This is a genomic window from Clostridium sp. AF20-7 (assembly GCF_003479275.1).
Taxonomy (GTDB): Bacteria; Bacillota; Clostridia; order Lachnospirales; family Lachnospiraceae; genus Otoolea; species Otoolea fessa.
The window spans coordinates 12,841-33,408 of the sequence record NZ_QUGF01000006.1; the positions used below are offsets into that span (position 1 = coordinate 12,841).

Genomic DNA, 20,568 nt, shown 5'->3' on the forward strand with positions numbered 1-20,568 from the left:
CCGTGTTCTGCCATCGGCTTGCGGATATAAGAAATCCGGTTATCTGTTTGACGTCCCATGCAGACACCTCCCAATTGCACGTGTAATCCACTGGCAGAGGTAGCCAGCAATTCCACCTAACGTATTTAAAAACATATCATCCACATCAAAACTTCCCACCTTGAATACGAGCTGAATCGTCTCGATGCTCAAAGTCAGAAGGAAGCTCAGAATCAACATCAGGTACCATTTTCCAAATCTCGGACTGATGATCGGCAGGAAAAATCCAAACGGCATGAAGCACACCACGTTGCCAGCCGTATTTAACAGGAACGCTTCCGTTCCCACTATATCACGATAAATATAAAACCGTTTGATTTCCTTAAATAAAACGAGATTATAGGCATACTCCACATGCGGCGCGCGCCCGAATCCGTCCGAAAAAAACATAAAATATATAAGAAGCACCAGGTATGCGACAAAGAATATCCAGCACACCTTCTGATGCGTTTTTGTCCGTTTCCACATAATTCCCCACATAAACTGCCAGAAATGAGAAAAACCGTACACCGTCCCCGGTCATACGGTTTTTCTCTTTCGACTGGGCATATCTGCCCTGTTTCAAATCCAATTTTTAGAATGTAATATCTGATTTGCGTTTCAGTAAAAACGCACCGCTGACGATCGCCATCACACCGGCTGCCAGCCCTACCGTGATGATCACACTTCCAATCACGATATTAATCACACCGGTTCCCTGCATCGTTTTGTAGATCTTTTCCATATCGATCCGCTCCTTCTTACACTCCGTCGCATGGCATTTCCCATTTCAAGCATGCCGCTCCGTGAACCAAATTCCTATTTTGCACCGTACTGCTCATAGTATGCGTCGATCGCTGCTTTCAGTGTATCATCGATCACGACCTTGCCCTGGCACTCCTTGTTGTACAGGCACTCTACGACATCTGACATCGATACGATCGCTGCGGTCGGGAAGCCGTACAGTTCCTTGATCTCATCCAGCGCACACTTTTCTCCCTTGCCGCGCTCCATACGGTTTAAAGATACCATCAGGCCTTTGATCTCCACATCTGCCTGGGATTTGAGGATCGGGAAGGTCTCCTCGATGGATTTACCGGAAGTGGTTACATCCTCGATGATAACGACGCGGTCGCCGTCCTTTAACTTGCTTCCCAGAAGGATGCCGGTATCGCCGTGATCCTTGACCTCTTTCCGGTTGGAGCAGTAACGTACTTCTTTGCCGTACAGCTCACTGATCGCCATCGAGGTGGCAACTGCCAGCGGGATTCCCTTGTAAGCCGGTCCAAACAGGACATCGAAATCCAGACCATAGTTGTCATGAATCGCCTTTGCGTAATACTCGCCCAGACGGCGCAGCTGCGTACCGGTTACATATGCACCCGCGTTCATGAAGAACGGAGATTTACGTCCGCTCTTTAAGGTAAATTCGCCAAACTTGAGCACTTCGCTCTCTACCATGAAATTGATAAATTCCTGCTTATACTGTTCCATCATACTCTCCTATCTTACCGAACCGCACCAATCAGTTCATGTATATCTTCAATGCCATATTTTTCCATGTAGGCGTCGATGCCCTTCACGATCTCCTCCGTCGCATACGGATTATGGAAATTCGCCGTACCGACTGCCACCGCGCTTGCGCCTGCCAGAATAAATTCGATCGCATCGTCCGCATTCATGATACCGCCCATGCCGATGATCGGAAGCTTGACCGCCTGCGCCACCTGGTAAACCATGCGGACTGCCACTGGTTTCACTGCCGGGCCGGACAGACCGCCGGTACGGTTGGCTACCGCAAAGGTTCTCCGGTTGATATCGATCTTCATGCCAGTCAGTGTGTTGATCAGGGACAGCACATCCGCACCGCCTGCCTCGGCTGCCTTCGCCATCTCCGTGATGTCGGTAACATTCGGGCTGAGCTTCATGATAATCGGCTGTTTCGCATGGCGTTTTACCTCGCGGGTGATCGCCTCCACTGCTTTCGGATCCTGTCCAAATGCGATGCCGCCCTCCTTGACGTTCGGGCAGGAAATGTTGATCTCCAGCATATCGACCGGCTGGCTCGCCAGTTTTTCCACTACATCGACGTAATCTTCCGTCGTTTTTCCACATACATTGACGATAATCTTCGTATCATACTGACGTAAAAACGGGATATCCCTCGATGCAAATAAATCATACCCCGGATTCTGTAAGCCGATCGCGTTGATCATGCCGCCGTACACCTCCGCAATACGCGGGGTCGGATTGCCTGGCCACGGCACATTTGCCACACCCTTGGTCACAACCGCGCCGAGCTTGTTCAGATCGACCATCTCGCCGTACTCTGCCCCTGAACCAAAGGTTCCGGATGCCGTCATGACCGGGTTTTTAAGCTCTACACCCGCAAGATTGACTGCCATCTGTCTCATAATTCTACCTCCTCGGCTAAAAATACGGGACCATCCTTGCAGATCCGCTTATTGTGTACATTGCTGTGGTGGTCTACATCCTTCGACTGGCAGACACATGCCAGACAGGCGCCGATTCCACATGCCATCTTCTCCTCCAGGGAAATATAGCACTTGATTCCCTTTTCTGCCGCATACTCCTTGATGGCGCGCAGCATCGGGGTCGGTCCGCAGGCGTAGATCACATCCGCCGTCAGGTTCTGCTCCCGGATCGCGTCCAGGACATTGCCCTTCGTGCCGACGCTTCCGTCCTCGGTCGCCACAAAGACTTCTCCATATGCCTCAAATTCATCCCGGAGGAAGAGATTTTCATCCCGGTATCCTAAAATGATCTGTTTTTCGCAGTTTAACTGTTTCGCCATCTCAAGCATCGGCGGAACACCGATACCGCCGCCGATCAGAAATACATTTTCGCCCTCCTGCGGGAAACCATTTCCCAGAGGTCCCATGATGTCGATCGGGTCTCCGGAAACATATTTGGAAAATTCATCTGTTCCTTTACCGGCAATCCGGTATACGATCCGCAGGCGTCCTTCATCCGGATCTGCCTCGCAGATACTGATCGGGCGCGGAAGAAGTCTGGAACCGTCCTGGCTGTAGACCGAGATAAACTGTCCCGGTCTTGCCTCGTCCGCTATGTCCGTCACGATCCACATACTGAAAATGCCAGGTGCCAGTTCTTCCTGACTGTATACAACTGCCGTTTCTTTCTTCTGTGCCATGAGCTCCTCCTTACAGTACGCGTCCGATGTCCGCAATCATATCGATGACAGCCTGTCTCGATGCGTCCGCAAAATGCTCCGCACCGAATTTGGCGTATGCATCTTTCTTGTATGCCGCGATGATACCGCGGGAAGAATTGACGATCGCGCCCAGTCCATCCTCGTTGAAGCAGTATTTTAAGTCTTCGGCCGTACCACCCTGTGCGCCATAACCCGGAACCAGGAAGTAAGTCTTCGGCATCAGCTTACGCAGAATCTTGCTCATCTCCGGGTAGGTTGCGCCCACAACCGCGCCTACATTACTGTAGTCGCCATCCATGGAAGCCTCACCCCACTCAACGACCTTCTCCGCTACCAGCTCATAAAGCGGGCGGCCGTCCACCAGACGATCCTGGAACTCACCGCTGGACGGGTTAGAAGTCTTTACCAGTACAAAGATACCGCGGTCGGATGCATTACACTCGTCCACAAACGGTTTCACGCCGTCGGTTCCCAGATACGGGTTGACCGTCACATACTCGGTATTGAACGCGGAACAGGTTGTATTTCCAACCTTCACGCTGCCGAGATGACCGGTTGCGTAGGCAGCCGATGTGGAACCGATGTCGCCGCGCTTGATGTCTCCGATGACAACTAAGCCCTTCTGCTGGCAGTATTTGACGGTCCGGTCATACGCTTTCAGACCTTCGATGCCAAACTGTTCATACATCGCAATCTGCGGTTTGACCGCCGGAATCAGATCAGCCGTCGCATCCACGATCGCACGGTTGAACTGCCAGATCGCCTCTGCCGCTCCTTCCAGGGTCTCTCCGAACTCCGCAAATGCTTTTTCCTTCACGTGCTCCGGAATATATCCAAGCATCGGATCCAGTCCTACACAGATCGGTGCCTTTGTCTTCTGAATCTTCTCAATCAATTTACTAACCATCACGTTCTCCTCCAGAGTATCTCTCATAAATAATCAACTTATTTTATCATAAGTGGAGGGCGCTTTCAAGGGCACGGAGCAAGGAAAAAAGGGTTTTTGCTTATGCCCTTTTGATTGCCCCGAAAGAAGCGCGCCAGCTGTCACGGCATCGGACGGCTGGCGCGCTTCTTTCTTGAGTGTATCGTTTCTTTGAATAATTGGTTTTAAAATTGCAAAATTAGTTTTTCTTGCTCAAATATAAACTATTTCAACATTTAATACAATGAATCAATGCATCTAATGCAGCGTCAACGTCGCCACATAATCTCCATTTTTGTAACTTTTAGCCGCAAAATGTTCCTCCGTCTCCGTCTGAAGTTCCATCCAGAGTTCTTCGGCGGCGAGCATAATGTGGGAGAGCATGATGCCGATGCTGAATTCGCGCATCGCATGGAAGCTCTTGCCCGGAAAGCGGGTTTTTAGGGCGAACACATAGATTCGGTCGGAATAGACGATGAAGCGCCACGGCTGGGTGTTCATCGCGGACGGTGCGAGACGCGCCGCACGGAGAATCGTCTTCATCTGCTCTCCGGCTTCTTCCTTGAAAATACAGAGTTCATTGAGCGGGAGGCGCTTTGCCAGCGGGCTTTCACGGTAGAGCTTGCCCTCCGGGTAGCCGAATGCGACCATCATCAGGCAGCGTTTGCCGCCGCGCACCTTCTGCGCCGGCTGCACGCTGCCCAAATAGCAGGTTCCAAGCCCTTTTGCCGTCATATAGAGCACCATCTGCTCCATCAGATAACCGGCATTGCGCTCGCAGCCTTCCTCCTGGTCCGAATAGATCGCCAGATAGTAGGGAGCATCCACCTTCCAGAGTCCGTGGACATCGGCTTTTTTCTTTGTATTGTCGAATATCACTGCCTCAACCCGGATCCGGTCATTTAACCGGGAGGTCTTATCAAAATAGGACAGGATCTGCCCACGCAGCTTCTCCGTGACCTCCCGATCGGTGTATTTTCGAACTGAATGGCGACATCCTATCGCCTCATACAAATTCATCATACCTGCTCCCCTCCTATCTTTTTGCTGCCGTTATCATGCGCATGACCCGCAGTATCTTTTTCTCTGCCTCTCTACGTGCATTCCAATTTCTATACAAATTCTGACCGTTTCAGCACCACCTTTAAATCAGTCCCGACATCAGTGGTACTACCACTACGGTCAAAAGACCGGCGACCGCAATTGACAAGCTGCTCATCGCACCCTCGATCTCGCCTAATTCCAGCGCCTTTGCCGTTCCAATCGCATGAGCTGCTGTTCCAAGTGCCAGCCCCTTCGCGATTGGCTCTTCAATTTTAAATATCTGAAACAGCCAGTCGGCTATAATATTTCCCAAAATTCCTGTAATTATAATGCTGATAACCGTCAGCGTCACGATACCTCCCGCTTCCTCGCTGACGCCCATGCCAATCGCCGTCGTAATGGACTTCGGAAGCAATGTCACATAGTGCGTATGCTCCAGTTGAAAGAAACGGCACATCACATAGATACTGCCGACACTTCCCGCTCCCCCTGCCACAATTGCAGAAGCAACCGCAATCAGGTGCTGGCGCAAAAGCTCCAGCTGCTTATACAGCGGAATCGCCAGACAGACCGTTGCCGGTGTCAAGAAATAGCCCAGATACACCGCACCGCGGTTATACTCCTTATATTCTATATGAAAAACAGATAAAAATGCAATCACAACTATAATTGCAACCAGCAGCGGATTTAAAATCGCCCAGCCGGTCTTCTTTTTCAGCCAGACGCCCAACATATACGCGCCAACGCTGACCAGCATTCCAAAATAAAGAGAAGAATGAATCAGTCCATTCATGCTTTCGCACCTCCTTTATTCTTTCTGCGGATGATGCTCTGCGCCACGCACCCGGTCGCAACCATAACAAATACCGTCGAAATCACGGTAATCACTGTCAGCGGCACCAGGATGGACTCCGCCTCCTGCACGCTGTCAAGCAGACCTACACCTGCCGGTATAAACATAATCGGCATCGTATCCAGGAAGAAATCTCCCACTTCCGCCACATCTTCTATATGTAATGCACCTGTGCAAAGCAGAAGCAGAAGAATGAACAATCCGTATACGCCGGACGGAACCGGAAACGGAAGCAGATAGTTCAAAAACTCTCCCAGCATTGTGATGCCAAAAATAATTGTCACTTCTTTCAAGTACTTCATGATGTCTTCACCTTTCGTATTTAATGCCTCTATTCTATCACTCCCAAATTTATAGGACAATATGAAAATTAGCATAAATTCTGTCAATTTCCTTGAATTTTTTGCGTCTTTTTTATACGATACAGGTAAGCTTTTCCGATTCGTAAAATCCAGACATTTTCGATCCAAAAAACGTGAAGTTTTTATCCGCAAATACGTTTATCTTTATGAAAGACTTATCTTCTCAGCTGCTTTTGTAGCTGGTACACTTTGTATTGCAAGAAAGAAAGGATTAGAAGTTATGAATTTAATTCAGACAAACTCTCTCTCTGCCAGACAGGCAGAACAGATCCTGGCACTGTTGAATGAATGCCAGAAGACGCAGCCGATCCACATTTCTTTTCCATTTGAAGACGGAAATTGTTTCCTGCTTCTTCTGGATGAATCAGAGACACTTGCAGCCATCATGGGAATGATCCTTCCACCGGATGGCTCTTCGGACGAGGAACCCGTCGAATGCATCGCCTTCACCCGCCCTTCCCTGCGCCGACGCGGATATTTTGCCGCACTCTTAGAAAAAGCCTGCGACATCTCCGGTGAGCACGATATTCTATTTCCGGTTGACCCGGAATCTGCTGATACGGCTGCCACGATGAAAGCCATTCACGCTGACCGCGTTGATCAGGAATATCAGATGAAATGGGACTTTGACCCGGCGGCCGAACGCTTTGACTCTCCCATGGTTGAAAAACGCCCGCTTACCTTTACCTGCACTTCTGCACCGGAAGGTGACGTCAACGAAAGTGTTGATCCCGACAGTTGCTGGGACTGCTTCCACAGCGCCGATGATCCAGATCCGGCCGTTACAATTCTGACCTATGAATTTTTAGAGACTCCGCCGGATCCGATGTGCTCTCCGGCTGCCGTGTGCATGGCGCGTATGCAGCCCGTCCCGGACGTTCCCGGCACATTTCATGCCTGTTTCTACGGTTTCCGGGTCCATGACCTCTGCCGCGGACTAGGAATCGGTGAAGCTGCTTTCTGTCTGGTCTTAAACGATCTGATCGCGCGCGGCTGCACCCGAATTGTTCTTCACGTCAGCAGTGACAATTATCCGGCACTCTCGATCTATAAAAAAGCAGGGTTCCGAATTACCGAAACCCTGTCCTATTTTATGTATTAAAGATATGGCAGGCGCTTCAGCCGCCAAAAGCACCCCGATACATGAGCTATTCGTTTACATCACGACTATTCTTCCTGCGTCGGATGTTTTTCCTCAATCTTCTGACGGATGCTTAACATCTTGCAATCTGTCTCCGCGATGACATCCGCGCACTTTTTCAGCTCCGCACCGATCTCTGCGGCTTCCTGGGCATCCAGCTGCTTTTTATACTTGAGCTGGTGATCCAGACTCGCCCAGAAATCCATGGCGATCGTGCGGATCTGGACTTCCACACGGATATTTTTCTTACTGCTTGAAAAGAATACCGGTACTTCCACGATCATGTGGTAGCTGCGGTAGCCGTTTTCCTTCGGCGCCTTGATATAATCCTTGATCGCAATGATGGTCACATCATCCTGGCGTTCCAGCATCCGGCTGATCTCGTAAATATCGTCCACAAACGAACATATCACACGGACACCCGCTATATCATCCAGGTTGGACTCCATCGATTCGATCGAAAGCGGAAGTCCGCGCCGCTGCAGTTTTTCTACAATACTCTTCGGCTTCTTCACTCTCGCCTTAATCATCTCGATCGGGTTTCTTGCATTCCGCATGGAAAGCTCATCGTTGAGCACTTCCAGCTTCGTCTTAAACTCTCGAATCGCGCAGCTGTACTGCATCATCGCTTCCTGAAACTGCCTTGCCGTCTCCCGGAATGTCTCAGGAATCTCAAACACCTGAGGCGTATTGACCGCGAAATGGCTCAGCTCGCTGTTGGGATTCTGAGCAATATTCATTTGTATTCTTCCACCTCTTCTATATATCTATATTCTTTTATGCCTTCTCCACTGCGTCAGCCGCCGCATCCAGCCATGGGGATTCCACATACTCAACCAGCCCCTCGTCCACCTTGGACGCAATCGACGGATCGATCGGAATCTTCGCAAGCACCGGAATCTCATACTCGTCTGCCGTCTCCTCGATATGGCTTTCACCGAACACAGAAATCTTCTTTCCGCAGTCCGGACATTCCAGATAACTCATGTTTTCAACCAGTCCCAGAATCGGAATATCCATCTTCTTCGCCATGTTGACCGCTTTTGCCACGATCATCGAAACCAGCTCCTGCGGGGAAGTCACAATGATAATACCTGCCAGCGGCAGGGACTGAAATACAGTCAGCGGCACATCGCCGGTTCCCGGAGGCATATCGACAAACATATAATCAATGTCCTTCCAGAGTGCCTCGCTCCAGAACTGCTTAATCACGCCGCCCACAACCGGTCCACGCCAAATTACCGGATCCGTCTCATGCTCCAGAATCAGGTTCGAAGAAAGAATCTCTATCCCCGTCGAGGTCGTGCGCGGCAACATCAGCTGATCCGCTGTCACACCTACCATGCCGTGAATGCCAAATGCCTTCGGGATCGACGGTCCTGTAATATCTGCATCAAGAATGCCAACGCGGTTGTTTCTCGCACGCATCTTACATGCCATCAGGGATGTCACCAGGGATTTTCCGACGCCGCCCTTGCCGCTGACTACACCAATTACTTTTTTAACTGAACTCTGTGGATTTAACGGCACCCGGAAACTCTCCATCGTCCGGCTGGCACACGTTTCGCCGCAGCTTGAACAATTATGACTGCAATTCTCACTCATACATACTTCTCCTTTTTATCAGGTTGGATTCTGATCGTTCGCTGGTTTTCGTTTTTGCATCCTCTTCAGACGTTTTCCAAGACCAAAAACCTGTAACGCCCAAATCCTCCCCTGTCGTAATCTCCGTACATTTTACCATATTTTCTGCAAAAATGATAGGGGGCAAACACAACTGGCAGCGTTACAAAAGAATGTGCCGTTACTGTACACGTATGCGTGAACAGTAACGTTTTCTATGAGACAAAAACAGACAGCCCGTTTGCTGCACTGCATTCAGACTGTCTGTCTTTTTTATATCCTATTCATTTTTCTCTACAGATACGCCTGTACCATCGGGCGCAGCCGTCTTGCCATGATCGCCGCCAGAATGCAGAGAATATAATCCGCCGGCATCTCCGGCAGGCAGTAAACCAGCACAATCGCTTTCCAGCCGATCGGCTGCAGGGTTACGAGATGGGTAATCAGATAGAAATAAACCATTCCCATTCCATAATATACCACATATCCAGCCGTCGCCGCCGTCATCAGCGCTCCCATTTTCCAGGAATTCAAACATTCACAGACCTTTCCCATGACCCACGCCGCAAGGAGAAATCCCAGCAGAAAACCAAAGGTCGGGCGCAGCAGATACGCCGGACCGCCGCCGCGTGCAAAGATCGGGACGCCCGCAAGTCCAATCAGCAAATAGACACCCACACTGGTAAATGCCCGTCTGGAGCCCAGCAGAAATGCTGCCAGCATCACGAAAAACCACTGCAAGGTGAAGTTCATGGTATCTGCGCCGGTCGGAATGACAACCTTGATAAATGCCCCCACGGCGACCAGCGCCGCAAACAGACCGCAAAGCGCCACATCCTTCGAATGTTCCCGGCTCCGCGAAACTGCTTTTTCTCTCATCTGTTTTCCTCCATCATGCATGATGCATTTTTTCATAAACGGTTCCTTTCATGGCATGCAGCCACCGTGCCTGCAGACTTTCGCTGTCCATGTATGTTTCCTTTTGCTCAAAACGAATCCTCCAGCATCACTCCGCCTGGAATTTACGGATCATCCGCACAAGCCCAAGACTCTCCATCCGTTTTGCAATCAGATAAAAGAGTGCTGCATCCACCGGCCACTTGATGAGATTCTTAAGCACACGCATCGGCAGAAGCACCATCATTGCTTTTCCAGACATCATGCTAAGCCAGAGTGTGTTCAAAAATATGTTGCAGATCAGCGCCACCACCAGATCCGCCCAGAGCGCCCGGCGGAAGGTAAGCGGTTTCCGATACAGAATTGTGCCATATAGCACGCCGCCCAGCATCGCATTCAGCGTAAATCCCGGAAAAAATGCCCCCGTCGGCTTTACGACATATTTGACCAGGTCCAAGACTCCGCCATAGACCGCTCCAGCCACCGGACCGAAGAGGTAGTAGACAAACTGGTTGACCACACCACCGAATCCGATTTTCAAATACGGACCAGCCTCAATCGTGAAGTATCCCAGAACAACGGAGACAGCCATCAGCATGGCGGCAGTCGTGAGTGTTTTCACGTGTTTCAGTTCCTGAAAGGATGCCTGATAACATACTGCAAATTTTTTCATAAAAAAATACCTCCTTTTCTGCAGATCTCTCGAACCACATCAGGAGATAGATTGTATCAACGATGCAGCGGGATGCGGAATACTGACCGCGAAACCCCGGAGGGTCTCTTCGTCCGGCTGACAACTCCCTGTTCAACCGGCACTTAACGCCTGTATTCCTACTCTGCGTTTCTTTTTTTATCTTTTACATCATACCACAATTTTCCCGCTTTTCAAGCACTTTATAAGCGCATCTGTCATTTTCGAACCAGTCAGCATTTACTCTTCTTTTTGGCTCTGTTCGCTGTATTCCCTAAACGCACGATCCATCTCGATATAGTTGCGTTTCAGGGAAACCGGCTTTCCGTCGCGGGTCAGGAAACAATGGCGGCTCTCGCCCACGCAGCGGATTGCGCCCGTTTCCTTGTCAAAAACCGTGTATTCCAGCGTCATGCGGATGCCGTTGTATTCCTTCATCTGAACCAGCACCTGCACCGTCTCGCCAAACCGCGCCATGCTCTTATAATCGCAGTGAACCGACAGCACCGGGCTTATGATCCCCTGTTTTTCCATGATGTCATATCCCATTCCCATCTGCTCCATCATGTCGATCCGCGCTTCCTCAAACCAGTGTAGGTAATTTGCATGGTGAATGATTCCCATCTGGTCGGTTTCATAATACTGCGCTTTGTGTTCGTAAATTTTCAGTTCCATAAAAACCCCTCTTTTCCATCTAAAAAGGGATACCTGCACAACTGCAATTTCTGCCGTTCTGCAATATCCCCCTCTGGTTCTGATATGTGTGTCACCGTCCGCACACTATGCAGGCAATGGCTGATACCTTACTGTTCCAGTTCTTCTCCGAGTCCGCTCTCGATCGCCTCGGTAATCGTCTTCAGCGCTTCTTCCTCATCCGGTCCGTCGCAGGCAACCGTGATCTCGGTGCCGCACTTGATACCCGCTGCCATCACGTTCAGCACGCTCTTTGCCACAATATGTTTCTCCCCGCACTCAATCAGAGTCCGGCTCTTAAATTTCATCGCGGTCTGCGAAAGCACGCCAGCCGGCCGCAGGTGAAGTCCCGATGGATTAACCACTTTCACTTTCTTCGATACCATAGCTGTCCCTCCCTCGTCAATTCTTAGTTTTAATTACCCTAATTTTAGTCTAAGTAAGGCAGACTGTCAAGCGTTAGACCAGCACCTGCTGCGCGTAATTAACAGACGCCATCGCATCGCGGCAATACGCATCCGCTCCGATCATATCCGCGTATTCCTGAGTCAGAACCGCGCCGCCTACCATGACTTTCGCCCACGGTGCTTCCTTGCGGAGCTGCTTGATCGTCTCCTCCATGCTCGGCACGGTGGTCGTCATCAGGGCGGACAGACCGACCAGTCTTACATGGTTCTTGATCGTCTCTTCCACGATCGCCTCCGGGGCTACGTCCTTACCTAAATCCAGCACATCATAGCTGTAATTCTCCAATAATACTTTTACGATATTTTTTCCAATGTCATGAATATCGCCCTTGACGGTCGCCAGCACGATCTTGTCCTTCTTCTCTCCTGCTTCCCCGGAGGACTCCATCTGGTTTTTGATGACCTCAAACGCCGATTTTGCCGCCTCCGCACTCATCAGAAGCTGCGGCAGAAAGACGGTGCCTGCCTCAAACCCCTTTCCGACCTTATCGAGTGCCGGGATCATGCAGGAATTGATGACGGTCAGGGAATCCATGGTCTTTAAGAGTTCCCCGGCTGCCGATGCCGCCTGCTCTTTTAAACCTCTCTCCACACTGACCGTAAGCTGATGCTCCGGACCGGATGCCTGGCTGCCAGTGTCCGCACTGCCGGAAGCTCCAGCTGCACCTGCCGCCGGGGCACCCGAACCTGCGCTGCCTGCTGCACCTGCGCCGGAAGCTCCGCCCGCACCTGCCTTTGGAATCGCCAGCCGCGCTGCCTGCTCAATATAATCGCCGCAGTGTTCATCCAGTGCTGCCAGGGCCCGGTAGCTATAATAAGAACGCATCATTGCCGCCGAATTTGGATTGATGATCGCCGCGGTCAGACCGCTCTGCATCGCCATCGTAAAGAAATTAGAGTTGACAATCTCACGCTGCGGCAATCCGAAGGAAATATTGGAAACGCCGAGAATTGTATTGCAGCCAAGTTCCTGGCGGACACGGCGCACCGTCTCCAACGTCACCAGCGCGCCGGTCGGCTCGGAGCTGATCGTCATACAGAGTGCATCAATCACAATATCTTTTTTCTGGATGCCATACTTTTCCGCCTCCGCACAGATTTTCCGCGCGATCGCCATACGTCCGTCCGCTGTCTCCGGAATGCCTTCCTCATCGATTGTCAGCGCAACCACCGTGCCGCCGTAATGTTTTACCAGCGGGAACACAGCGTCCATGACCTCCTGTTTGCCATTGACAGAGTTAATCAGTGCCTTTCCATTGTAAATACGCAGCGCCTGTTCCATCGCCTCTGTGTCGGTCGTATCAATCTGCAGTGGAAGCTCGGTCACCGCCTGCAATTCCTGTACGACCTCGCGCATCATCGCCACTTCATCGATCTCCGGCAGTCCCACGTTGACGTCAAGCACCGCAGCGCCATTTTCCTGCTGGGTAATCGCCTCGCGCAGGATATATTCCAGGTTGTGATCCCGCAGTGCCTGTTTGAATTTTGATTTTCCGGTCGGATTGATGCGCTCGCCAATAATGACCGGATCGGTTCCCATCTCAACCACCGACGCGTAGGACGTGATGAGTGTGTCATTTTTCGGCTCAATCAGCTTTCTCGTTCTGCCCTTACACATCTCTGCCAGCAGACGGATGTGCTCCGGAGTTGTGCCACAGCAGCCGCCGACCGCCGAGACCCCCATCTCCAGCATCCCCTTCATTTCTTCGACAAATTCCGGCGGATCAATATCATATACGGTCTTTCCGCCCTCGCTTCGCGGAAGTCCCGCATTTGGATTGACAACCACCGGGATCGACGCATACCGAAGCAGTTCTTCCACAATCGGCTTCATCTGAACCGGACCTAATCCACAATTGATTCCGAGCGCATCCACGCCCAGACCTTCCAAAAGTGCCACAACGGACTTCGGTGTTCCGCCGGTTAAAAGTTTGCCTTTTCCATCGAAAATTGTGGTTGCAAAGATTGGAAGATCGGAATTTTCCTTTGCCGCCAGAACCGCTGCCTTGAGTTCATACGTGTCGCTCATCGTCTCGATCAGAATCAGATCCGCGCCGCCTCGCACGCCTGCCTTTACCACCTCGGTATAGATGGAGACCGCCTCCTCAAAGTCCAGATCACCCATTGGCTTTAAAAGGCGTCCGGTCGGTCCCAGATCCAGCGCTACATAACCACGGCCGCAGTGTTCTACCGCTGTCCGGGCATTTTTCATCGCCGCATCCACGATCTCATCCAGATTAAACTCGGCTGCCTCATTGTATTTCAGGCGGTTCGCGCCGAATGTATTCGATAAAATAATATTCGCGCCCGCGTTCAGATAATCCTCATGGATCTTTACCAGAACCTCCGGATGCTTGATATTCCAGGTTTCCGGCAGTTCGCCCGGTTTCAGCCCGGCTCCCTGCAAAAGACTTCCCATTCCTCCGTCAAATACCAGTATTTTATCGTTCCAATCTTCCCGTATACCCATGTCAGCTTCCTCTCTGTTTTTGTTTCTTACTTATTTATCTCTCCGGTACAGGCAGTTTTTGTTTGAACAGACCTCACAGCCCTCTTTCACACAGCCCGCCGCTATCTTCGATACTCCGATGACCGCCGTCACCGACTTGGACGGCATCATCAAAAAACTTTCCGTCAATGTAATCCCCACCGTCTTTTCCGCTTCCAGTACCCGGCAGAAATCCGGCTGGCACGAAAGCGGCAGATCTCCATAACCTGGCGAAAAGCGGGGACGCAGATAGAGTCCTTCTTCTGCTGCCTCCGCTTTTAATTTGTCATTGATTTCATTGCAGTAACTCTCAATCCGTGCCGCCGCGCACGCCTGCAGGACAACCGCCCGGCTCATCGAAAGACGGCTGTATCGGCGCAGAAGCAGATCCACACCAGCACCCAGCGTCGCCGCAAAAAGGATGACCTCCTGACAGTCCTTTAAATTGCGGCTGAGCGCCCGGCTTTTTACTTTAAAACACGTAAAATCAAGTTCTGAATCTGGCAGCAGCGTCAGCGGATAGCGTCTGTAAAAGCTCCGGCAGTTGACGGACCGCTCTAATTCTCCCAGACAGTCCTCCACCAGATCTTTCGTCTGCGGATCCGGCTCCTGCTGCCCTTTAATTCCTAAATACCGATATATTTCTCTCCGATTGACTTCCGCCATTACAGAATCTCCGACAGGTTGTTCTTAATCTGCGCCGCTACATCCGGTTTATTCATTGAATATACATGGATTCCATTTACATGGTTCGCAATCAGATCGATGATCTGCTCAGTTGCATAGGCGATACCTGCCTGCTTCATCGCTGCCGGGTTATCACCAAAACGATCTACGATCGCCTTGAAGCGTGCCGGAAGGTAGGTGCCGGACATGCTGCAGATGCGCTTAATCTGACTTATGTTTGTCACCGGCATGATGCCTGCGACAACCGGAACCGTGATTCCTTTTTCTCGGATACGGTACAGGTAATTATAAAGGATATTATTGTCAAAGAACATCTGAGTCGTCACAAAATCACAGCCCGCTTCCACTTTTTCTTTCAGATGCCCGATATCCACCGTCTTGTTGACCGATTCCACATGTCCCTCCGGATAGCAGGCTGCGCCGATGCACAGATCCGGGCAGGTCTCACGGATCTCGCGGATCAGCTGGGATGCATACTGATAATCTTTTTCTACCTTGCCGTCTTTCGGAATATCGCCGCGAAGTGCCAGGACATTCTCAATTCCGTGTGCCTGAATCTCGCGCAGGACACTGTGCACCTTCTCACGGGTCGAGGAGACGCAGGTCAGATGTGACAGCGCCGGCACCTGGCAGGTGCTCTGGATATCCGATGCGATCTGGACCGTATACTGGCTTGTGCCGCCGCCTGCTCCGTAGGTCACGCTCATAAATGACGGATTTAACTTTGCAATCTCAAGCGCCGCTTTCTCAACGGAAGCGAAGTTGCTCTCCTCCTTCGGCGGGAACACTTCAAACGAAAGCGTCGGCTGTCCTTTGGCTAAAATATCCTTAATCTTCATCGTATTTATCTCCTGTTCTCATCATTTCGTCCGGTTCTGCCCCGGACCTCTATTGCCTATGTATTCTATATGATTTTTGCTCAGTATACCATATTTCCCCAATGAACGCCAGACTTCCGACAGCTATCTTCTGGATTGATTTTCTATATCTTGCCATAGGCAAAATCTATAGGAACCAAATAAAATACATAAACATACGATACAGATAATTAATTCCAGACAAAGCAAACAAAATCAGCAAAATCACCAGCACAAGGCTCATTTTCCCCTTCTTTTTCTGATTTTTTCCTTGCTGCACCGCGCTTCGTCTCTGCGTTGTCTGATACGACATACTGTTCTGGTTCTGTGTCCGGACGGATGCCTGTCTGCCTGCGCCTGCTGCTTTCTGCGTCTGGGAATATACCTTCGCCCGGTCCGCAAGCGTGCGGATGGCATCTGTTCCTGCCCTTGCACTCGTTTCCCACGAGGCAGATCCCGCATTGTGATACTCACAGTCCGTCTCATGCGCCGGGTGGCGCTCATTCAGATAATAAGTTGCATTGACATAGTTAGGATTCCGGATCCACTGTTTACAAAAAGAACAATAATGACCATACTTGATCGGATGGTCGCAAATCGGACAAATTCGTCTCTGCATGAAATACCTCCCCTCGAATCGAACATACTTTTTCGAAAACACCTCGTCAATTATTTTTTATTGTATCATAACTTTTTTACTTTTTTCTATATTTTCTCTTGTATTTTCTCCATTTCGTGTTAAAATACAAACGTCCATTACACCTGTCAAGACAGGTGTAAGCCATTTATTTGACCGGAATGGCTGAAACGATTCATTCCGTTCACAATTATTTTACTCTGGGAGGTTCTATCAATATGGAACGTGTGAAAGCTTTTCTGAAACGGAAGCAGGTTGTCATCTCCGTTCAGACGTATCTCATCGATGCGCTGGGCGCGATGGCATTTGGTCTGTTTGCTTCTCTTCTGATCGGTACCATCTTCGGCACACTGGGGGAGAAGACAGGCGTTGTAATTTTTACTACGATCGCAGGCTACGCCAAGAGCGCGACCGGTGCGGCGCTCGGCGTCTCGATTGCCTACGCCTTAAAGGCACCGACGCTCGTCCTTTTCTCCGCCGCTACCGTCGGCATCGCGGGCAATGAACTCGGCGGTCCGGTCGGCGCGCTCGTTGCCACCATCATCGCAGCCGAGCTTGGAAAAATCGTCTCCAAAGAGACACCGGTTGATATTCTCGTCACCCCGGGTGTCACCATCATCTCCGGCATCCTGGCCGCACAGTTTGTCGGTCCGGGCGTCTCCGCATTCATGACCGCTTTCGGAAATCTGGTGAAGACAGCGACCGTCATGCAGCCGCTTTTCATGGGTATTCTGGTTTCTGCCCTGATCGGCATCGCCCTGACGCTTCCGATCAGCAGTGCGGCAATCTGCATCATGTTAAGCCTCGACGGTCTGGCAGGCGGTGCCGCCACCGCAGGCTGCTGCGCGCAGATGGTCGGATTTGCCGTTTTAAGCTTCTGTGAAAATAAATGGGGTGGTCTTCTGGCACAGGGACTCGGAACCTCGATGCTCCAGATGGGAAATATCGTCCGGAACCCGAAAATCTGGATTCCACCGACACTCGCCTCGATGGTCACCGGTCCGCTCTCCACGATGGTCTTCCATCTGGAAAATATTCCAGCCGGTTCCGGCATGGGAACCTGCGGTCTCGTCGGACCGATCGGCATCTACACCGCCATGCAGGGAAGTGGAAATTCGATGATGTGGCCGGGCATCCTGCTCATCTGCTTCGTGCTTCCGGCTGTTTTGACCCTGTTCTTCGGCGCACTTTGCCGGAAAGCCGGATGGATCAAGGAAGGCGATTTGAAGCTGGATCTATAATTATAGCTCCATAAAACAGGCATTGAAATGCTATTCATCCACCACTGTGTGGATAGCAAGCATTCCAATGCCCGTTTTTTTGATCCAGTTATCTTTTCCCTACTCCTTATCGTTCTTCTTTCCCCAGCAGCTCCCGCATACTTGCGAGTAGCTTCGCCTCTTTGTCTTCCTTATATTCTCCGAGCAGGACCTCTTCAAACTCCTTCTCCACCTTCATCCGGCGGAAATACGAGCTCATTTCATCCGCCATGCCGGAGAGCCGGTTTAACAGGCGTGAGAAATCGCGCAGCATCACGTCGTCCTTGTGGTACGGATAAACAATGTCGTGGTCAACCTCACTCCATCCCTCCTCGAACAGCGTTCTCGCCTGAATCTCGACGTAGTAACCGCGGTATTTGATGATGTAGTGAAGGGAACGGTAGATACCGCCTGACTTGATTTCGATCACATTTTCATCGTAGATCCGGCTGTCCCCGTTTCGGCGGTATACCTTCGGACGCTCTGCAATATAGCAGTGTGTCTCATCATTGTCAAAATCGCGCTCACGGTCTTTTACATACTGCTCCGGGGCATTTTCAAACGCCGATGTGATGTATTCATGGAAATGACGCCAATCCTCACGGTACAGGAAGAATACACGGATACCGATAAGGTCCGTCACGTATTTCCAGTAATTATCAACTCCCAGCTGGGCAAATTTCTCCGGCTGCTCTTTTTTCTTGCGGATAATCTTCTCCAGCAGATGCCCCGGTGCCTTGGTACGGTAACGGTAGGAATGGATCCCCGCTTTTTCAATATCATACAGATACTTATCTACAAAATCCTTGCCAATCTCCCGCAGCTTTCCCTCGATCGTCGCATAATGATCCGCGATCGCAGTCAATTCCTCCCAGGAAACGCCCGCCGCGTCAAAGTCTTCCTGTTCGATCCGATATTTTCTTAAAAATAAATCTCTCTCCATTATCTCCTCTTTATCGGAAGCCCACTGAGCGCAGGAACCGGGCAAATGCCTCCCTGCCTTCCGGCGTACACTTATATACGCCCGCGTCTTCCAGTACCTGCTCAAAGACAAGACCTACCTCTTTTTGCAGGATTTCGTTTATATTTTCACTTGTTATATGCTCATACTTCGGCAGGAACTCATCCACCCAGTCCGCATGCTTTTCAAGCTCTGGATTGGAACGGATATCGCCTCCGGAAAGGATCGCCTCCGCCAGATCGGCAAGCTCCTGTTTCAATCTGGACGGGAGCACCGCCAGACCCATGACCTCAATCAGACCGATATTTTCTTTCTTGATGTGATGCAGCTTCGCGTGCGGATGGTAAACACCAAGCGGATACTCATCCGTCGTGATGTTATTGCGGAGCACCAGATCCAGCTCATAGAAATCGCCATTTTTTCTGGCAATCGGCGTGATCGTGTTGTGCGGTTCTCCGTCCGTCTCAGCATAAATAAAAGCATCCTCATCCGTATAGCTGCGCCATGCACGCAGCACTTTTTCACCCAGATCAATCAGGCGGTCTGGATTCTTGGAACGGGTCCGCAGAACTGACATCGGCCATTTAACGATTCCGGCTTCCACATCCTCGAAGCCTTCCATCTCAAATTTCTGTTCAATCGGCGCTTTTGCCATCGCAAACGTGTAATGTCCGCCCTGAAAATGGTCGTGACTTAAAATCGAACCGCCGACGATCGGCAGATCCGCATTGGACCCCAGGAAATAGTGCGGGAACAATTTCACAAAATCAAACAATTTGACAAACGTTGCCCGTTCGATCTTCATCGGCGTGTGCACACCGTTGAACACGATGCAGTGCTCATTGTAATACACATACGGCGAATACTGAAAGCCCCACTGGCTGTCATTGACCGTGATCGGGATAATACGGTGGTTATTGCGCGCCGGATGGTTGACACGTCCGGCATAGCCTTCATTTTCCTTGCATAAGAGACATTTCGGATAACCGCTCTGCTTTGCCAGTTTGGCTGCCGCGATTGCCTTCGGATCTTTCTCCGGCTTGGATAAATTAACCGTGATGTCCAGCTCCCCGTATTTTGTATCCGTTTTCCATTTCATATCCTTGGAAACACGGTAACGGCGGATGTAATTGGAATCCTGGCTCAATTTGTAATAATAATTGGTTGCCGCCTCCGGCGATTCCTCATACAATTTCCAGAAATGTCCAATCACCTCGCTCGGGCGCGGCATCAGGCAGTTCATCAGCTTCGTGTCGAACAGATCGCGGTACACCACGCCGTCCTCCTTCAAAACGCCCGTCTCATGTGCATAATCAAGCAGGGCATCCAACGTCTCTTCCAGTGAAATCTCCCTGCATGCGCCCTGCGGTTCTTCATATTCATCCAGTCCCAGGACCTCGAGAATCTGGTTCGTCGCGTAAATGCGATCCGACTCCTGAAGAAGCCCCGTATTGACTCCGTACTGTACTAAATTTCTGATTTCTTCATATACTGCCATACCCTATCCTCCTGACTGAAAAACAACCTTGCTGTTTCATTCTTATCCTTTTATCATTATAACTTTATCGTTACTGTTCACGCATACGTGCCCAGTAACGGAATTTGCCGTGGCTTCGCATTTAAATACGGCAAATTCCTGCTGCCACCACGTTTTCTTACGGCACTTTCGGTTCCAAAAGTGCCTACCTGTGAACAGTAACACTTTATCTGCCCATCTACCACTGCGCCACCTTATCTCATGGCATTTTCGGTTCCAAAAATGCCTGCAT

Annotated in this window: 23 protein-coding genes and 1 riboswitch; of the genes, 2 read left to right on the forward strand and 21 right to left on the reverse strand. The window is 50.6% G+C overall.

The features are described from left to right. Window positions 1-39 precede the first annotated feature (39 nt). From DWX68_RS07260 to DWX68_RS07295, 9 genes are all read right to left on the reverse strand, one after another. Window positions 40-507 carry a VanZ family protein gene (locus DWX68_RS07260; RefSeq protein ID WP_107000974.1) on the reverse strand — a complete coding sequence of 156 codons (468 nt, stop codon included), beginning with the start codon at window positions 505-507 and terminating at the stop codon, window positions 40-42. 106 nt (window positions 508-613) lie between these two features. Further along, window positions 614-763, reverse strand: a complete 150-nt coding sequence (locus DWX68_RS14650; protein ID WP_022359365.1) for a hypothetical protein — start codon at window positions 761-763, stop codon at window positions 614-616. 74 nt (window positions 764-837) lie between these two features. After that, entirely contained in the window at window positions 838-1,512 is a 675-nt protein-coding gene (gene pyrE, locus DWX68_RS07265) for an orotate phosphoribosyltransferase (RefSeq protein ID WP_107000484.1), read from the reverse strand. A 14-nt stretch (window positions 1,513-1,526) separates the two neighbouring features. Beyond that, window positions 1,527-2,432: a dihydroorotate dehydrogenase gene (locus DWX68_RS07270; protein ID WP_022359363.1), complete on the reverse strand. Its 906-nt coding sequence runs from the start codon at window positions 2,430-2,432 to the stop codon at window positions 1,527-1,529. Next, a complete protein-coding gene (locus DWX68_RS07275) occupies window positions 2,429-3,193 on the reverse strand; it encodes a dihydroorotate dehydrogenase electron transfer subunit (protein ID WP_107000486.1) in 765 nt (254 codons plus the stop codon). The genes DWX68_RS07270 and DWX68_RS07275 overlap by 4 nt, the downstream gene beginning before the upstream one ends. A gap of 10 nt (window positions 3,194-3,203) precedes the next feature. Then, entirely contained in the window at window positions 3,204-4,121 is a 918-nt protein-coding gene (gene pyrF, locus DWX68_RS07280) for an orotidine-5'-phosphate decarboxylase (RefSeq protein WP_118628915.1), read from the reverse strand. Between the two features lie 276 nt (window positions 4,122-4,397). Next, on the reverse strand, window positions 4,398-5,162 hold the full coding sequence (locus DWX68_RS07285) for a nitroreductase family protein (protein ID WP_333489839.1): 765 nt from the start codon (window positions 5,160-5,162) through the stop codon (window positions 4,398-4,400). Window positions 5,163-5,283: 121 nt separating this feature from the next. Next, complete coding sequence (locus tag DWX68_RS07290; RefSeq protein ID WP_118628916.1) at window positions 5,284-5,976, reverse strand: LrgB family protein; 693 nt, start codon at window positions 5,974-5,976, stop codon at window positions 5,284-5,286. Then, entirely contained in the window at window positions 5,973-6,338 is a 366-nt protein-coding gene (locus DWX68_RS07295) for a CidA/LrgA family protein (protein ID WP_118629099.1), read from the reverse strand. The genes DWX68_RS07290 and DWX68_RS07295 overlap by 4 nt, the downstream gene beginning before the upstream one ends. A 280-nt stretch (window positions 6,339-6,618) precedes the next feature. Here DWX68_RS07295 and DWX68_RS07300 point away from each other — a divergent pair, with 280 nt between their 5' ends. Next, the gene (locus tag DWX68_RS07300) at window positions 6,619-7,500 is read left to right on the forward strand and encodes a GNAT family N-acetyltransferase (RefSeq protein WP_022359357.1); all 882 of its coding nucleotides are present in this window, start codon (window positions 6,619-6,621) and stop codon (window positions 7,498-7,500) included. A 65-nt stretch (window positions 7,501-7,565) separates the two neighbouring features. Here DWX68_RS07300 and DWX68_RS07305 read toward each other — a convergent pair whose 3' ends face one another. From DWX68_RS07305 to DWX68_RS07350, 10 genes are all read right to left on the reverse strand, one after another. Continuing rightward, the gene (locus DWX68_RS07305; RefSeq protein WP_107000490.1) at window positions 7,566-8,279 is read right to left on the reverse strand and encodes a GTP pyrophosphokinase family protein; all 714 of its coding nucleotides are present in this window, start codon (window positions 8,277-8,279) and stop codon (window positions 7,566-7,568) included. Between the two features lie 37 nt (window positions 8,280-8,316). Beyond that, window positions 8,317-9,144 carry an Mrp/NBP35 family ATP-binding protein gene (locus DWX68_RS07310; protein ID WP_022359355.1) on the reverse strand — a complete coding sequence of 276 codons (828 nt, stop codon included), beginning with the start codon at window positions 9,142-9,144 and terminating at the stop codon, window positions 8,317-8,319. A gap of 312 nt (window positions 9,145-9,456) precedes the next feature. After that, window positions 9,457-10,041, reverse strand: coding sequence for a biotin transporter BioY (locus DWX68_RS07315; RefSeq protein WP_022359354.1), 585 nt, complete (start codon window positions 10,039-10,041; stop codon window positions 9,457-9,459). A gap of 127 nt (window positions 10,042-10,168) precedes the next feature. Next, entirely contained in the window at window positions 10,169-10,732 is a 564-nt protein-coding gene (locus DWX68_RS07320; protein WP_022359353.1) for a folate family ECF transporter S component, read from the reverse strand. A gap of 63 nt (window positions 10,733-10,795) precedes the next feature. Then, a riboswitch (THF riboswitch) is annotated at window positions 10,796-10,900 on the reverse strand. A 90-nt stretch (window positions 10,901-10,990) separates the two neighbouring features. Next, entirely contained in the window at window positions 10,991-11,425 is a 435-nt protein-coding gene (locus tag DWX68_RS07325) for an acyl-CoA thioesterase (RefSeq protein WP_107000491.1), read from the reverse strand. Window positions 11,426-11,553: 128 nt separating this feature from the next. Beyond that, window positions 11,554-11,829: an HPr family phosphocarrier protein gene (locus DWX68_RS07330; protein WP_022359351.1), complete on the reverse strand. Its 276-nt coding sequence runs from the start codon at window positions 11,827-11,829 to the stop codon at window positions 11,554-11,556. 73 nt (window positions 11,830-11,902) lie between these two features. Continuing rightward, window positions 11,903-14,380, reverse strand: coding sequence for a homocysteine S-methyltransferase family protein (locus DWX68_RS07335; RefSeq protein WP_118628917.1), 2,478 nt, complete (start codon window positions 14,378-14,380; stop codon window positions 11,903-11,905). Window positions 14,381-14,410: 30 nt separating this feature from the next. Continuing rightward, window positions 14,411-15,064, reverse strand: a complete 654-nt coding sequence (locus DWX68_RS07340) for a vitamin B12 dependent-methionine synthase activation domain-containing protein (protein WP_107000493.1) — start codon at window positions 15,062-15,064, stop codon at window positions 14,411-14,413. Further along, window positions 15,064-15,924, reverse strand: coding sequence for a methylenetetrahydrofolate reductase [NAD(P)H] (gene metF / locus DWX68_RS07345; RefSeq protein WP_022359348.1), 861 nt, complete (start codon window positions 15,922-15,924; stop codon window positions 15,064-15,066). The genes DWX68_RS07340 and metF overlap by 1 nt, the downstream gene beginning before the upstream one ends. Window positions 15,925-16,090: 166 nt before the next feature. Beyond that, window positions 16,091-16,561 carry a hypothetical protein gene (locus DWX68_RS07350; protein ID WP_117796165.1) on the reverse strand — a complete coding sequence of 157 codons (471 nt, stop codon included), beginning with the start codon at window positions 16,559-16,561 and terminating at the stop codon, window positions 16,091-16,093. Window positions 16,562-16,797: 236 nt separating this feature from the next. Here DWX68_RS07350 and DWX68_RS07355 point away from each other — a divergent pair, with 236 nt between their 5' ends. Continuing rightward, window positions 16,798-17,820, forward strand: coding sequence for a PTS sugar transporter subunit IIC (locus tag DWX68_RS07355; RefSeq protein ID WP_022359346.1), 1,023 nt, complete (start codon window positions 16,798-16,800; stop codon window positions 17,818-17,820). A 106-nt stretch (window positions 17,821-17,926) separates the two neighbouring features. On the opposite strand, the gene DWX68_RS07360 is transcribed toward DWX68_RS07355, so the two are convergent. Further along, on the reverse strand, window positions 17,927-18,781 hold the full coding sequence (locus tag DWX68_RS07360) for a RelA/SpoT domain-containing protein (RefSeq protein WP_265104151.1): 855 nt from the start codon (window positions 18,779-18,781) through the stop codon (window positions 17,927-17,929). Window positions 18,782-18,791: 10 nt separating this feature from the next. Beyond that, on the reverse strand, window positions 18,792-20,297 hold the full coding sequence (gene galT / locus DWX68_RS07365; protein ID WP_118472164.1) for a UDP-glucose--hexose-1-phosphate uridylyltransferase: 1,506 nt from the start codon (window positions 20,295-20,297) through the stop codon (window positions 18,792-18,794). Window positions 20,298-20,568: the final 271 nt, after the last annotated feature.

What these genes read in the sequence shown, in the direction of transcription:
- DWX68_RS07260 (WP_107000974.1), bottom strand. Translation starts at nt 507, where the DNA reads ATGTGGAAACGGACAAAAACGCATCAGAAGGTGTGCTGGATATTCTTT.
- DWX68_RS14650 (WP_022359365.1), bottom strand. Translation starts at nt 763, where the DNA reads ATGGAAAAGATCTACAAAACGATGCAGGGAACCGGTGTGATTAATATC.
- pyrE (WP_107000484.1), bottom strand. Translation starts at nt 1,512, where the DNA reads ATGGAACAGTATAAGCAGGAATTTATCAATTTCATGGTAGAGAGCGAA.
- DWX68_RS07270 (WP_022359363.1), bottom strand. Translation starts at nt 2,432, where the DNA reads ATGAGACAGATGGCAGTCAATCTTGCGGGTGTAGAGCTTAAAAACCCG.
- DWX68_RS07275 (WP_107000486.1), bottom strand. Translation starts at nt 3,193, where the DNA reads ATGGCACAGAAGAAAGAAACGGCAGTTGTATACAGTCAGGAAGAACTG.
- pyrF (WP_118628915.1), bottom strand. Translation starts at nt 4,121, where the DNA reads ATGGTTAGTAAATTGATTGAGAAGATTCAGAAGACAAAGGCACCGATC.
- DWX68_RS07285 (WP_333489839.1), bottom strand. Translation starts at nt 5,162, where the DNA reads ATGATGAATTTGTATGAGGCGATAGGATGTCGCCATTCAGTTCGAAAA.
- DWX68_RS07290 (WP_118628916.1), bottom strand. Translation starts at nt 5,976, where the DNA reads ATGAATGGACTGATTCATTCTTCTCTTTATTTTGGAATGCTGGTCAGC.
- DWX68_RS07295 (WP_118629099.1), bottom strand. Translation starts at nt 6,338, where the DNA reads ATGAAGTACTTGAAAGAAGTGACAATTATTTTTGGCATCACAATGCTG.
- DWX68_RS07300 (WP_022359357.1), top strand. Translation starts at nt 6,619, where the DNA reads ATGAATTTAATTCAGACAAACTCTCTCTCTGCCAGACAGGCAGAACAG.
- DWX68_RS07305 (WP_107000490.1), bottom strand. Translation starts at nt 8,279, where the DNA reads ATGAATATTGCTCAGAATCCCAACAGCGAGCTGAGCCATTTCGCGGTC.
- DWX68_RS07310 (WP_022359355.1), bottom strand. Translation starts at nt 9,144, where the DNA reads ATGAGTGAGAATTGCAGTCATAATTGTTCAAGCTGCGGCGAAACGTGT.
- DWX68_RS07315 (WP_022359354.1), bottom strand. Translation starts at nt 10,041, where the DNA reads ATGAGAGAAAAAGCAGTTTCGCGGAGCCGGGAACATTCGAAGGATGTG.
- DWX68_RS07320 (WP_022359353.1), bottom strand. Translation starts at nt 10,732, where the DNA reads ATGAAAAAATTTGCAGTATGTTATCAGGCATCCTTTCAGGAACTGAAA.
- DWX68_RS07325 (WP_107000491.1), bottom strand. Translation starts at nt 11,425, where the DNA reads ATGGAACTGAAAATTTACGAACACAAAGCGCAGTATTATGAAACCGAC.
- DWX68_RS07330 (WP_022359351.1), bottom strand. Translation starts at nt 11,829, where the DNA reads ATGGTATCGAAGAAAGTGAAAGTGGTTAATCCATCGGGACTTCACCTG.
- DWX68_RS07335 (WP_118628917.1), bottom strand. Translation starts at nt 14,380, where the DNA reads ATGGGTATACGGGAAGATTGGAACGATAAAATACTGGTATTTGACGGA.
- DWX68_RS07340 (WP_107000493.1), bottom strand. Translation starts at nt 15,064, where the DNA reads ATGGCGGAAGTCAATCGGAGAGAAATATATCGGTATTTAGGAATTAAA.
- metF (WP_022359348.1), bottom strand. Translation starts at nt 15,924, where the DNA reads ATGAAGATTAAGGATATTTTAGCCAAAGGACAGCCGACGCTTTCGTTT.
- DWX68_RS07350 (WP_117796165.1), bottom strand. Translation starts at nt 16,561, where the DNA reads ATGCAGAGACGAATTTGTCCGATTTGCGACCATCCGATCAAGTATGGT.
- DWX68_RS07355 (WP_022359346.1), top strand. Translation starts at nt 16,798, where the DNA reads ATGGAACGTGTGAAAGCTTTTCTGAAACGGAAGCAGGTTGTCATCTCC.
- DWX68_RS07360 (WP_265104151.1), bottom strand. Translation starts at nt 18,781, where the DNA reads ATGGAGAGAGATTTATTTTTAAGAAAATATCGGATCGAACAGGAAGAC.
- galT (WP_118472164.1), bottom strand. Translation starts at nt 20,297, where the DNA reads ATGGCAGTATATGAAGAAATCAGAAATTTAGTACAGTACGGAGTCAAT.